Annotated in this window: 11 protein-coding genes, 1 pseudogene and 1 riboswitch; of the genes and pseudogenes, 11 read left to right on the top strand and 1 reads right to left on the bottom strand. The window is 40.3% G+C overall.

Annotated elements, in window-relative coordinates; all coding sequences use genetic code 11:
• On the bottom strand, window positions 1–504 hold a 504-nt coding region (locus tag KSO91_RS13020; RefSeq protein WP_238743434.1), incomplete at its 3' end, for a hypothetical protein.
• Window positions 505–640: 136 nt separating this feature from the next.
• Here KSO91_RS13020 and KSO91_RS17905 point away from each other — a divergent pair.
• The 11 genes and pseudogenes from KSO91_RS17905 to KSO91_RS12970 form a co-directional block, all read left to right on the top strand.
• A pseudogene (locus tag KSO91_RS17905) lies at window positions 641–778 on the top strand (transposase domain-containing protein); the annotation flags it as partial.
• A 26-nt stretch (window positions 779–804) separates the two neighbouring features.
• On the top strand, window positions 805–1,770 hold the full coding sequence (locus KSO91_RS13015) for a hypothetical protein (RefSeq protein WP_238743433.1): 966 nt from the start codon (window positions 805–807) through the stop codon (window positions 1,768–1,770).
• Window positions 1,771–2,485: 715 nt separating this feature from the next.
• A riboswitch (guanidine-I (ykkC/yxkD leader) is annotated at window positions 2,486–2,581 on the top strand.
• Window positions 2,582–2,631: 50 nt separating this feature from the next.
• Window positions 2,632–3,720 (top strand): putative urea ABC transporter substrate-binding protein, encoded by a 1,089-nt coding sequence (locus tag KSO91_RS13010; protein ID WP_238743432.1) that lies wholly within the window; start codon window positions 2,632–2,634, stop codon window positions 3,718–3,720.
• A gap of 12 nt (window positions 3,721–3,732) precedes the next feature.
• The gene (locus KSO91_RS13005; RefSeq protein ID WP_238743431.1) at window positions 3,733–4,554 is read left to right on the top strand and encodes an ABC transporter permease; all 822 of its coding nucleotides are present in this window, start codon (window positions 3,733–3,735) and stop codon (window positions 4,552–4,554) included.
• A complete protein-coding gene (locus tag KSO91_RS13000; RefSeq protein WP_238743430.1) occupies window positions 4,554–5,333 on the top strand; it encodes an ABC transporter ATP-binding protein in 780 nt (259 codons plus the stop codon). The genes KSO91_RS13005 and KSO91_RS13000 overlap by 1 nt, the downstream gene beginning before the upstream one ends.
• An 18-nt stretch (window positions 5,334–5,351) precedes the next feature.
• Window positions 5,352–6,107 carry an urea amidolyase associated protein UAAP1 gene (locus tag KSO91_RS12995; RefSeq protein ID WP_238743429.1) on the top strand — a complete coding sequence of 252 codons (756 nt, stop codon included), beginning with the start codon at window positions 5,352–5,354 and terminating at the stop codon, window positions 6,105–6,107.
• Window positions 6,108–6,109: 2 nt separating this feature from the next.
• Window positions 6,110–6,766 carry an urea amidolyase associated protein UAAP2 gene (locus KSO91_RS12990; protein WP_238743428.1) on the top strand — a complete coding sequence of 219 codons (657 nt, stop codon included), beginning with the start codon at window positions 6,110–6,112 and terminating at the stop codon, window positions 6,764–6,766.
• A 95-nt stretch (window positions 6,767–6,861) separates the two neighbouring features.
• On the top strand, window positions 6,862–10,464 hold the full coding sequence (gene uca, locus KSO91_RS12985) for an urea carboxylase (RefSeq protein WP_238743427.1): 3,603 nt from the start codon (window positions 6,862–6,864) through the stop codon (window positions 10,462–10,464).
• Window positions 10,464–12,287 carry an allophanate hydrolase gene (atzF, locus tag KSO91_RS12980; RefSeq protein WP_238743426.1) on the top strand — a complete coding sequence of 608 codons (1,824 nt, stop codon included), beginning with the start codon at window positions 10,464–10,466 and terminating at the stop codon, window positions 12,285–12,287. Before uca ends, atzF begins: the two co-directional genes overlap by 1 nt.
• Before the next feature lie 355 nt (window positions 12,288–12,642).
• Window positions 12,643–12,804: a hypothetical protein gene (locus tag KSO91_RS12975; protein ID WP_238743425.1), complete on the top strand. Its 162-nt coding sequence runs from the start codon at window positions 12,643–12,645 to the stop codon at window positions 12,802–12,804.
• Between the two features lie 170 nt (window positions 12,805–12,974).
• On the top strand, window positions 12,975–13,559 hold the full coding sequence (locus KSO91_RS12970; RefSeq protein ID WP_238743424.1) for a hypothetical protein: 585 nt from the start codon (window positions 12,975–12,977) through the stop codon (window positions 13,557–13,559).
• Window positions 13,560–13,772: the final 213 nt, after the last annotated feature.

The following is a 13,772-nucleotide window of genomic DNA, read 5'->3' as shown; positions in this document are numbered from 1 at the left end:
CCTTACGTCTTGTCCTCTTAAACTTGAAAAGCATGAAACACCATCAGGGCAATACTGCCAAAGAAACTTCCTCAGAGATATTCGATGTCTGATGACTGAAGTCTCACAAAGTCCATGATTTTGCATCAAATGCTGTTCAAAGTCCTGAATGATCTGCGACAGTGGATCCAACACAATCGTTGCTGCTGCGGTTGCATTGAGCGTTCTCAGCACTTTAAGAAGTCTAATAAGAGCTGCGTGATCGGACAAAAAAGGATGTCGATGTTTTTGCCTAAATTGCTCATACTTTAATATTGAGGCTTCGTTAACATCAGTCACCTTATACTTTTTACTGGCTAACCATGCGCTATAATCAGCAGCAACTCTAATGTTACGAGCGCCACTCTGGTAGCAGTGACCTTCAGAAATTAGATGCTCTGCATAAGCCTTCATATAAACGCCCAAAGGGCCCGTATGAAGTCGCGCTATTGTTTTTTTACACTTGAAGAATGCCGAAACACTCATAATCCTTCTCCGTAAATTAATTATTGGAAGTCAGATCAAACTATGCCGAAGCAATTATATGCAAGTATCTTTGTATTATAGGGTTCTAGCCAAGCGATTCGGCATAGTTTTTCTTTCGGTATAAACCGCAAAGGCCAATGGGCTTGAGCCGTATGGTTATCTGAAATTCATTATTGAACAATTACCACTTGCAGAAAGTGTCGATCAAATAGAAGCTTTATTGCCATGGAATATTAAAAATGAAGCGCTAACAGCTTGGGATAAGTTTAGCTAGGTGGGTTCGTAGATCGGTTACGTAAAATGAAAATAGTTATAACTTTCATGCAGTTACTTTTATTAAGCTGCAGCCTCAGTAGTTCTGCAACTCAGCCACTTGAGCCGCCTGATTTAAGTGAAATTATAGCACTTCCGGAAGATGCGGGGGCTAGTTATCTTGCTTATGGTTGGGACGGGAATTTAGTCTGGTTTGATCAGAATCTAGCCGAAATCAGGCGGAAACATTATGATTATGCAATACCTGGTGAAATAATTGTTTTTAACAAGGGGTTGTTAATTAAGTCTGAATTGAAAAAAAACAGTGAACATTCACTGTATCAATTAAGCTATCTCTCCTTTTCGGGAAAAGTGCTGCATGAATGGCGTGATCTGCCTGATTCTATTTGGTCGATTAATGCGCAGCAAACTCCGTTATCTTATTTCGGTTTCTCGGATGAACAATTTCAGTTAGATGATAATAATCAGTTTGTTAGTACAGGAATCCTCTACGGTAATAACACAACAATAATGCCAATATTGGATGGAAATGTGGATGATAGTATCATCTGTAGTGGCATGATACTGTCAATGCAGGACTATAAATTAGGAAGTTGTCATCGCACAGGCAGTAAAGCTTGGATTACTGATGAGGGATATTGGAATGAGTCGCCTAAGCTTTGTGGTGATTACCTTGTTGAAAATAATTATCACAGACCTAGCAATGTTCGTAAAAATCGGAAATTGATCATTAGAGATATCAATACCGGCACAGTGGTCTCTGAAATTATTAGAACTGAGCATCCTTTTGTTAATGACTTCAAATGTGATAACAATAGGCTAATAACCATAGGTGAAGCTGTTAATATATATTCATTGCCCAACAATAAGCCGGTTGCCGTTAAATATTGTGAAGGCGGTAAAAAAGCCATAGATATTGCGGTAAATAAAGAGCAGATGGTTTGTCTTAATCGAGACGGGGAAGTGCATCACTTAGTCGATAGCAAAAAGTAATTTTCACTCCTACTGACTCGTTGCCATCTTCGGTCTAGCAACGAGTCAATATAGTGAACGATATAGTAGAGCCGTGAAATAAAAACAGATTTTCACAAGTAAATAAAGGCACAATCACGATTTTCGTTAATTTCGTGTGTCGAAACACTTTATTATCACTGCATTTCTAGTGTGTTTAGCAACTTGCTAAGGGAAGCTGTTATTTCAATTTATTATTATTTAATGCCCCACAATAAATCCACTTTATTATAACTTCATAGCAGAAATCTCGGATTAATTGTAGTGATGACTTGTGTTATTCCTTAACATCGAATTTCTATTATATAGTTTGGGTACCTTGTAAAACTTAATCTGTATAAGCATTTTTATAGTCAATAACTTTTCATAATATACGTTTAGGCATATTGGGCAGTATACCGATGCACAAGCCAAGCTTTCATATACATGTAGCTTCAATAGCCTCATTGCTTGAAATACAAGACAATCTAAAACAATTTGAAAATGGACCAGTAACATAATAGGCATTTTAGATAGTCAACTGCTTTATATTGGTGCGCATGAAGTGCCGTGCTGGTGCGTCAATCTGTTTGTTAAAACGAAATTGATATAGTAAAGCCACTAGAATAGGGGAAAGCAGAGGCTGGCATAGTTATTGCTAAATATAAATAACTCGTATGAGAGATATTGGTGCTGACTATTACCAATATTACAATTGATAATAGACATCTAGGGTTCCGACTGTTCGCAGTGACTGGTCCGAGAGTTGTCAACCTTTTCTAAGGTTACACGGAGGGATAAAAGCCCGGGAGACGACAAGCACAATGTCTCTCGTACTTTTAAAGTGTAACCAAGGAGAATACCATGAAATTCATTAAACCCCTGCAGAACTCAATCACTAAACTTCTTTCTATCACCACACTGTGCAGTGCCTTAATTATTGCACCCTCAACTGCATTTGCAGAAACAAAATCACATTTTCGTTTAGCTTGGACTATCTATGCAGGCTGGATGCCTTGGGACTATGGTGAGGCTTCTGGTATTATTAAAAAATGGGCAGACAAATACGACATTGATATTGAAATTGTGCAGATTAATGATTACGTTGAGTCTATCAACCAATATACTGCCGGTGGATTTGATGCCACTGTAATGACCAATATGGATGCACTCACCATTCCGGCTGCCAGTGGTGTTGATTCTACTGCGGTTATTATTGGTGATTTCTCTAATGGTAACGACGCTGTTATTCTTAAAGGCGCTGGAAGCTTAGCCGATATTAAAGGCCAAAATGTTAATCTGGTTGAATTAAGTGTTTCTCATTATCTATTGGCCCGCGCATTAGATACTGTCTCTTTAAAAGAACGAGATGTCCGCGTTGTGAATACCTCTGATGCTGATTTAGTGGCTGCATTTACCACAGAAGATGTTACCGCCGTCACCACTTGGAATCCTCTTGTAAGTGAAATTATGGCAATGCCTAATACCAAAAAAGTATTTGACTCATCAATGATCCCCGGTGAAATTATTGACCTGTTAGTGGTCAATACTGAAACACTTGCAGATAATCCGAACTTAGGTAAAGCATTGACTGGCGCATGGTATGAAATTATGCAAACCATGCAAGGAAATGATGTGAAAGCACTTAAAGCCCGTACCATGATGGCAGAAGCATCAGGTACGGATCTCGCTGGTTATGATGCACAATTAGCTTCAACAAAAATGTTCTTTAAAGCAAAAGATGCCGTTGATTTTAATAACAGTAAAGATCTTATTAACACCATGAGTAAAGTGGCTGAATTCTCATTTGAACATGGATTGTTAGGTCAAGGTGCTGGGGATGCAAAATTCATCGGAATTGAAACACCCGCAGGTGTTTACGGCAATAAAGACAATATCAAATTACGCTTTAACCCTGCCTATATGCAAATGGCCATCGACGATAAATTATAAGGTCTAATAATTATGCGTTTGATGAATAGCAAGCCGAGTCGCTCAATGCGACTCGCTTTAAACCTTTTGCCCTTTGTCATTTTATTGGTTATCTATACGCTCGCATCTGATGCGCGTTTACTTGAAAACCCAAGTGATAAGTTATTACCTGCTTGGTCTAGTTTTTATGATGCCATGCAGCGTATGGCATTTGAACCCAGCAAACGAACAGGTGAATATTTATTATGGGCAGATAGTGCTGCGAGTTTGCAACGCTTATTACTTGGTGTGGGCATTAGCGCCCTAATCGGCCTCGTCGTTGGCGTAGTTAACGGTATGCTACCGCTTATACGTGCCACTTTTTCACCTTTAATTACGGCAATATCTTTAATACCACCGATGGCTATATTACCGATTCTTTTTATCGTTTTTGGTTTAGGTGAGTTATCTAAAGTGATGCTTATTATTATCGGTATCTGTCCGATATTAATCCGTGATTTACAATTACGTACGCAAACATTACCTAGCGAGCAACTACTGAAGGCGCAAACGCTCGGAGCCAATAGTTGGCAGATAATGATCCGTGTTGTTCTTCCGCAAGTATTACCGCCTTTACTAAGTGCAGTGCGTTTAACATTAGGTAGTGCATGGCTATTTTTAATTGCAGGCGAAGCGATTGCTGCAACGGAAGGGCTAGGTTACCGCATCTTCTTAATTCGTCGTTACTTAGCAATGGATGTGATTTTACCTTATGTTATTTGGATAGCTATTTTAGCCTTTGTAATGGATACATTATTACGATTGCTTTCTAAACATGCTTTTCCTTGGTATCACGGTAAAAGAGGGAGCGAATAATGGCAGATACCATTATCAATATTAAGCAAGTATGGAAAGAATATGGGAATCAGGTCGTACTTGAGAAACTCAATTTATCTGTCCAAACTGGTGAATTTGTTAGCATCGTTGGCGCATCGGGTTGTGGCAAAACTACTTTGTTAAATATGCTCTTAGGAACGGAATCACCTAGCAGAGGCAGTATATTACTCGATGGTGAGCCGATGCCGACAGAGCCAAATGCAACGCGCGGTATTGTTTTTCAAAAATATTCTGCATTTCCTCATCTCAATGCCTTAGAAAATGTCATGTTGGGAGGTGAATTTGCTGCTTCGCCATTTCTTGGCAAAGTGTTTTTTAAGCAACGTAAAAAATTGCAAGAAAAGGCTTTAGAGATGCTTGTTGCCGTAGGTTTAGGCGATGCAGCGACACGTTTTCCGAATGAACTTTCTGGTGGTATGCAGCAACGTTTAGCGATTGCTCAGGCCCTGATTAAAGAACCGCGAATATTACTGCTGGATGAACCCTTTGGCGCATTAGACCCCGGTATTCGTAAAGATATGCATCAGTTAATCCGGGAGTTGTGGAAGAAACGCGGTTTGACTGTATTTATGATAACGCATGATTTGTCAGAAGGCTTCAGTTTAGGGTCGCGTGTTTGGGTATTGGATAAACCGCGTATAGATCCGCAACAGCCCGAACGTTATGGCGCGCAAATTGTGTACGATATCGCCCTTAATACTGATCAAGTAATTCCTAAATCTTTACAGAGTATAATTAATAAAACAGCACAAGATTAAGCTGTTTAGGAGAAAATAATGCAAGCAGATATATATCAAGATGAAATTCCAGGTGCAAGCCATTGGTCAATGGTGATCCCTGCAGGACAACTGTTATCGATCACTGATATACAAGGTGGAGCCAATGTGTCGATGTTATTTTATAACCCGAGGAATTTGTTAGAACGTTATAACGCACCTGACACGTTAAAATGCCAACATACCTTTAAATTAACTCAAGGGCATTGTTTGTATTCAGATATGGGCCGTATTTTTTGCTCAATTGTCCGTGACGATACACACTGGATAGATAGTGTGGGCGGTGTTGCTAACAAACAAAAAGTACAAGATAAGTGGGGCAATCGCAATTATCAACGCGATCGTAACGTTTGGCTACAAAATGGTTTTGATAGTTTATTGGTTGAAGTGGCTAAATATGGATTAGGCAAACGTGATCTCGCCGCCAATATAAATCTATTCAGTAAAGTCCAAAGCGATGATGATGGTGATTTAAGCTTTATTCCTGAGCATAGCAAAGCTGGTGATACGGTTTCACTGCGTTTTGAAATGGACACCTTAGTGGTATTAACAACGTGTCCTCATCCAATGAATCCCAATGTTGAATACCCACATTTACCGGTACAGTTTACTGTTAGTGAAGCGCCTGCGATTAGCGCCGATGACCAATGTTTAAATTCAAGTGAAGAAAATGGCCGTGGATTTGAAAACAACCGTCGTTATCTTTGCCAACATACACAGCATAACCATAGCTCAAGTACAAAAATAGGAGCCTGATAATGATCACTAAAAGTCTTTTACAACCTCAGCAAGCCGTTCGCCGCGATACCGTCTTTGCCGGGGATTATTATATGAAGTTAGTTAAAGCGGGGCAGACCTTACGCATTCTGGATCTCGAAGGGAATCAAGCCGCCGATACACTTTTTTATAATGCTAATTATCCGAGTGAGCGCTATAGCGCAATCGATACGATTCGCGAACAGGGCAATGTTTATCTGACCACTGGCACCAAGTTATTATCAAATGATTGTAACGTAATGTTAGAGATAGTTGCTGATACTTGTGGTCGTCATGATACGTTAGGCGGCGCTTGTGCTACTGAGAGTAATACAGTGCGCTACGCGATAGAAAAAAAATGTATGCACGCCTGCCGTGATAGCTGGTTGCTTGCTGTTTCCGAAAATCCCCAATTTGCTTTAAGTAAGCGCGATATTACTCACAATATCAATTTCTTTATGAATGTTCCGATCAGTGCTGACGGTGGCTTGAGTTTTGCAGATGGGATTAGTGGAGCAGGTAAATATGTTGAACTCACTGCCGTGATGGATGTGATTGTTTTACTGTCAAATTGCCCGCAACTAAATAATCCATGTAATGCTTATAATCCTACGGCTGTAGAAATGCTTGTCTGGGATGAAACAGAACCACTAGTGTAATAGTAACAACAATAAACGCTTAATGAGATAGCAGGGACGACCCTGTTGTTCACGATCAATATTTCGGGACGACCCAACCTTCTAAGGTTAACCTTATGTTTACTAAAATATTAATTGCCAATCGTGGCGCTATTGCTTGCCGGATCATTCGCACATTATCGGCGATGGGTATTCAAAGCGTATCGATTTATAGCCTTGCCGATGCAGACAGTTTACATGTAACACAAGCCGATCAAGCCTTTTCTCTTGGTGAAGGCGGGGCCAAACAAACCTACCTTGATATTGATAAAGTAATCGCAATTGCCAAACAATGTGGCGCACAAGCTATTCATCCTGGATATGGTTTTCTAAGTGAAAATGTCGAATTTGTTGCCGCTTGTGAAAAAAACGGATTGGTTTTTTTAGGGCCGACAGTTGATCAAATGTTGCAGTTCGGTTTAAAACACCGTGCGCGTGAATTAGCCGAACAAGCCAATGTGCCTTTATTACCCGGTAGTGACTTATTAGCAGATTTACAAGATGCCTTGCGATGTGCGGATAAAATTGGTTACCCGGTGATGTTGAAAAGTACCGCGGGTGGTGGTGGTATAGGCATGCAACGCTGTAATAGTGCTTTAGAACTGAATCAGGCTTATGACTCAGTTAAAAGATTAAGTGAAAATAACTTTAGTAATAGTGCGCTTTTTTTAGAAAAATTTATTGTACAAGCGCGGCATATTGAAGTACAAATTTTCGGTGATGGTAAAGGCCATGCAATTGCATTAGGAGAACGGGATTGCTCTGCACAACGTCGTAACCAAAAAGTAATTGAAGAAAGTCCAGCACCTAACTTGAGTGAAGAATTACGTACAGAGCTGCATAGCACCGCAACACGACTAGCTGCGATGGTTAATTACCGTAGTGCTGGTACAGTTGAATTTGTGTTCGACCAGCAAGCTCAACAGTTCTATTTTCTTGAAGTTAATACGCGCCTACAGGTTGAGCATGGCGTGACAGAACTGGTTTATAACGTTGATTTAGTTAATTGGATGATTAGCTTAGCGGCTCAAACACTTGCTCCATTAACTGAGCTTGAAAAAGGGTTAGTTGCTAATGGTCATGCTATTCAAGTGCGGTTATACGCTGAAGATGCTAATAAAGCATTTCAACCTAGTGCTGGCTTAATAAGCCATGTCAAATGGCCAATGCAAGTGGATCAAGGCAAATTACGTATTGACCATTGGTTAGAAAGTGGCTGTGAAGTGTCACCTTTCTTTGATCCCATGCTTGCTAAAGTTATCTGTCATAGTGAAACACGGCAACAAGCGCTTAGCGGTTTAAAACAAGCGCTGGGTAACAGCCAAATTTATGGTATTGAAACAAATAAAGATTATCTACAACAACTACTTGGCAGCGAAGTTGTCGAAGCCGGTTTACTGCTAACACAATCGCTTAATCAATTTGTTTATCAACCTAATTCTATTGATGTACTCAGTGGCGGCACGCAAACCACCATTCAGGATTATCCTGGACGTAAAGGTTATTGGGATATCGGTGTGCCACCTTCTGGTCCGATGGATAGTGTAAGCTTTCGTCTAGGCAATACCTTATTAGGTAATAATGAGCAAATGGCCGCTCTAGAAATAACTGTCAGTGGACCAACTCTTCGCTTTAATAGTGACACTCGATTTATTATTACTGGCGCACAAATAGAGGCAAGTTTAGATGATTTAAGTATTGAAACAGGAACCGTAATCAACGTTGATGCTGGTCAAACATTAACATTGGGCAATATTCAAGGTGCCGGTGCCCGTTGTTATTTAGCGGTACAAGGCGGAATACAATGTCCCGATTATTTGGGTAGTAAATCAACTTTCACATTAGGACAATTTGGCGGACATGCGGGACGCGCAATTCGCACTGGCGATGTTTTGCATATTGAGCAATGTGCTGAGCAACAAACACCCCCTGAATTAATCGCACAATTGCCTAAAATCACAGATGATTGGACGATTCGAGTTATTTATGGGCCGCATGGTGCACCAGATTTCTTCTGCCCAGAAGATATTGACGCTTTTTTTGCTGCCACTTGGCAAGTACATTTTAACTCCAGCCGCACTGGTGTGCGCTTAATGGGCCCCAAACCCAAATGGGCGCGTCAAGATGGCGGCGAAGCGGGATTACATCCTTCTAATATTCACGATAATGCTTATGCAGTTGGTACCATCGATTTTACTGGTGATATGCCCGTTATTCTTGGTCCTGATGGTCCCAGTTTAGGTGGCTTTGTATGCCCGGTCACAATTATTAAAGCCGATCTTTGGAAAGTTGGACAGTTAAAAGCGGGGGCTAAAATTCATTTTCTAGCGGTCTCTATTGCCGATGCACAACAACTTGAAATAGATCAAATCAAGCAGTTAAATATCGGACAATATTGTCTACAAGAGATTGCAACTCAGTTACCAGAACAAGCCATTATTAAACAGATAGATAAAACTGATTATAATGAGCAGGTGGTATATCGCGCTAGTGGTGAAGACTATCTGTTGGTGGAATATGGTCAACAAGTTTTAGATGTGGCGCTACGTTTCCGTGTACACGCTCTGATGTTACAGCTTAAAAGCATGAACATAGCCGGCGTGCAAGAACTGACTCCGGGGATCCGCTCATTACAGGTTCATTACGACAATCTGCAATTACCTTTAGCAAGTTTATTGCAATTACTGGAACAGGCTGAAGATGCGTTAGGTGATATCAGCAAACTCACCGTTCCTTCTCGTATCGTACATATCCCGTTATCTTGGGATGATTATGCGACACGTCTTGCTATTAAAAAATATGATGAATTAGTGCGTAAAGATGCACCGTGGTGTCCAGATAATATTGAATTTATCCGTCGCATTAATGGTCTTGAATCTGTCGAAGACGTTAAGAAAATTGTATTTAATGCTAGTTATCTGGTGATGGGACTAGGTGATGTCTATTTAGGCGCCCCTGTTGCTACGCCGCTTGACCCGCGTCATCGTCTAGTGACAACGAAATATAATCCAGCAAGAACTTGGACACCCGAGAATGCCGTTGGTATTGGCGGCGCATATTTATGTGTCTACGGTATGGAAGGCCCCGGTGGCTATCAATTTGTGGGTAGAACACTGCAAATGTGGAATCGCTACCGTCAAACGGAGCAATTCACTAAACCTTGGTTACTACGATTCTTTGATCAAATTCGTTTTTACCCAGTTAGCAGTGAAGAGCTCACACAAATTCGCCATGATTTTCCTCGTGGTAATTATCCATTGAAAATTGAACAAACGACCTTTAGCTTGGCTGAATATCAACAGCAATTATGTGAAGATCAAGAGTCAATTGTCGCCTTTAAAGAGGTTCAACAAAAATCTTTTGAAGCAGAGCGTCTACGCTGGCAAGAAACGGGGCAAGCGAACTTTGTAGCAGAGGAGATGACCCAAGTGGAAACCGATATTGCCACAATAACGGCTGAGCAACGTAGTGTTGATAGTCACGTTGCAGGTAATATTTGGAAGGTCTTAGTTTCGCCGGGTGAGCAAGTGGTCGCGGGTCAACCCTTACTTGTGTTAGAAGCCATGAAAATGGAGATTGAAGTAGTTGCTCCAGCGGCCGGCAAAATTGTTAGTGTGGTACAAAAAGAAGGTTCACAAGTCCACGCGGGTCAACGTTTGATGATTTTGGAGAAATTATAATGATGCAACAATTAATGACTATTGAATCCCTACAGCAAGCTTTTCGTTGTGACGAATTAAATGTGCGCCGCTTTTTATTGGATAAATTAAAACAAGCTAAGAACGACGATAATAATGTTTGGATCAGTACGATCTCCGAAGCGCAGTTAGATGAAATGTTAGCGGCATTGGCTACAAAGTCGATTGATGATTTACCACTCTATGGTATTCCTTTTGCGATTAAAGATAATATCGACTTGTCATTACTGCCGACCACTGCAGCCTGTGAAGCTTATATCTATCAGCCTCTTGAATCAGCACTGGTCGTGCAGCAACTTATGGCGGCAGGTGCAATCCCGCTAGGGAAAACAAATTTAGATCAATTTGCAACCGGGTTGGTTGGCGTACGCAGTCCATGGGGGGCCGTCAAAAATAGTTTTAATCCAAAGTATATCTCTGGTGGTTCTAGCTCTGGCAGTGCTGTTGCTGTCGCGAAAGGGCAAGTAAGCTTTGCTTTAGGCACAGATACAGCGGGTTCAGGACGAGTACCGGCAGCGTTAAATAATATTGTAGGTTTAAAAGCCACTAAAGGATTATTGAGTTGCACGGGTGTTGTTCCCGCTTGTAAAAGTTTAGATTGCGTTACACTGCTTGCTAATACTGTTACTGACCTTAATTACCTTCTCGACATTAGCGCAAAATTAGATAGATCAGATTGCTATTCACGGGCCAATCCTATTACCAATAGCAATGCATCTTTTCAACCTAAAGAAAGTTTTTCTGGTTTAAAAATAGGTCTGCCGGCGAAAGATCAGTTGGCTTTCTTTGGAGATAGTAGTGCACAAGTTTTATTTGAAGAAAATGTGCTGCGTTTAAAAGAATTGGGTGCTGAAATCATAACAATTAATTTCCAACCTTTTTTGGAGGCTGCAAAACTGCTTTATGAAGGCCCCTGGGTGGCTGAGCGTTATGCCGCAATAGAAGACTTCTTTTGTCGCGATCCAAAACAGTGTTTACCTGTTATTGAAAAAATTATTGGTGGTGCCACAGCACACTCTGCAGTAAGTACCTTTAAAGCGATGTACCGTTTACAAGACTATAAAGTCGAATGTGATGCCATTTTGGCACAAGTAGATTGCATACTCACGCCAACAACAGGTACAACATATACGATTGAAGAGCTTGAAGCCGAACCAATCAAATTAAATTCTAATTTAGGTTATTACACTAATTTTATGAATTTACTCGATTATGCGGCGATCGCCGTACCGGCTGGTTTCTTAGATACGGGTTTGCCCTTTGGTATAACACTCTTTGGCGCGGCTTTTAGTGATCGTTTATTACTTAGTACTGGCGCGCAGATTCAAGCAATGAATAACTTCGCTTTGGGGGCGACTAAAGCTGTTTTACCAAAACTGAGCAGTAGCATCGCAACAAAACCTACTGCAGGATATATTGATATTGCCGTTTGTGGCGCACATCTGTCCGGTTTCCCCCTTAACCATCAACTTATTGAACGGGGAGGTTATTTAGTTAAAACGTGTAAAACCTCCGCTGATTATCGTTTCTATGCGCTTGCTGGCGGACCTCCTTTCCGTCCTGGATTAATCCGTGTGAGTGAACAGGGGGTCGCGATTGAAGTTGAAATTTGGCGTATTCAAGAGAATACATTAGGTAGCTTTTTATACGGAATAGGGCAGCCACTTGGACTTGGTAAAGTGCAACTAGATGACCGTAGTTGGTGTATTAGTTTTATCTGTGAAGGTTACGCCATTGCAACAGCGCAAGATATAAGTCAATTCAGTGGCTGGAGGGCTTACATAAAAGCTAATCAATCGAACTAAGAGACTCTTTTATTCCCACTGTCTAGGTGGGATCATCGCTTCCATGCGGCAAAGGTCTGCAATTATTAATTCCCTCTATTACTTAAATTCTCCTTCTTAAGGCGCAGGTTCCTGATTCTTGGAGGGGAACTGTTAGTAATGTCAGTCATTAGATAGGTTATTTTCCTAAAAACATCTGCTTAATATTGCTGGTTCAAATTAATGACAACTTTGTTATTTTCAATAGACAGTTATTGCTAAATAAAATGACTTTTTCTTATTGATTTACCTACACAATTTTCAATCTTTTAATAAATCACAATGGTATTATAAGGTCTATTAGTTTTATATCCCATAGAACATACGGAGCGCATTCTTGAAAAAATCTGAACAACAATCATTCGGCACACTCCTCGGCTATGCTCCAGGTTCAGTTGCTGTTTATTCATCTGATTATGAATCAGCCGCAGATGAAGATTATCCTAAAATTATCAGCTTGGAAGGCTACACCCACCCAAATAGATATAATAGGCCTTAAACGGCATAAACCGTAACAACATGTTATTAAAAGAATAAATAACAACATCTTCCGGAATAAAAAATCTAAATACCAACAACAATTAACATCATTTTAAACCATACATCACGGATCTGGACACCAGAATTGCATAATATATCAACACATAATGAGCGTTTAGCGAGCTAGTGATGAAATTATTAAGCAATACAGACAAGCAGAAATGTAAATATCAGCTCCACCCTAAAGCTCTTGAGGCGGCAAATTTCTATCAAAAATTATCTAAAAAGTGTGCTTTAGAAAAACTTCCCTCGCATAATATTGATCAATTTTTCCAGCAAAACAGAACTTATTACGCGACAAGAATTGCCTCAATAAATGAAATCTACATATTTTCAGGCTTCGAATTTTTGCAATTTACACCGCATTTAATAGCCACCACAAGTGCCAATATTATTTTGTATTCTGACATGACCCCAAAGGAAATTGAAGAAATAGCTTGGGCAGGTGTTTTCAGATCTATATTTTCTTCTGTTGATTCCCCCAAAGCTTTATCTGAAATTCAACTTCTCTCGTCAGAATTAATCGCTGACAATAAGCCCATCCCATTTAAGTTTTCAGATAGCGAGTTATCACGAATTTTTAATTTTCACCGCTCAACTACCAGCAAGCAAAAGACAACACTAAAAGAAAAATGGAGCAATATTGAGACTAAAAATGATGAGCAGAAAAAGAGCACAAGCAGCTTTCCTCCTATATTTGATGAACTGAAATAGGAGACACTCATGGATAATAGTGAAGTAATTTCCATATTTGAACGCATGATATTGGAACTAAGCCCGCCATTATACCCGCCAGAAAAATCGTGAGCTTACGGCAGCGTAGCTCAACTTCCATTTTTTGTTCTGATTTAATACGGGTAACTCATCCATCAGGACTTAATTATGTCAAATCCAGAGCAACTTAGTAGCGTTATTACTGCATTTGAG

Source organism: Psychromonas antarctica (assembly GCF_022267535.1).
Classification (GTDB): Bacteria; Pseudomonadota; Gammaproteobacteria; order Enterobacterales; family Psychromonadaceae; genus Psychromonas; species Psychromonas antarctica.
The sequence above is the reverse complement of the archived record's forward strand: the minus strand, read 5'-3'. Positions and strand labels throughout refer to the sequence as shown.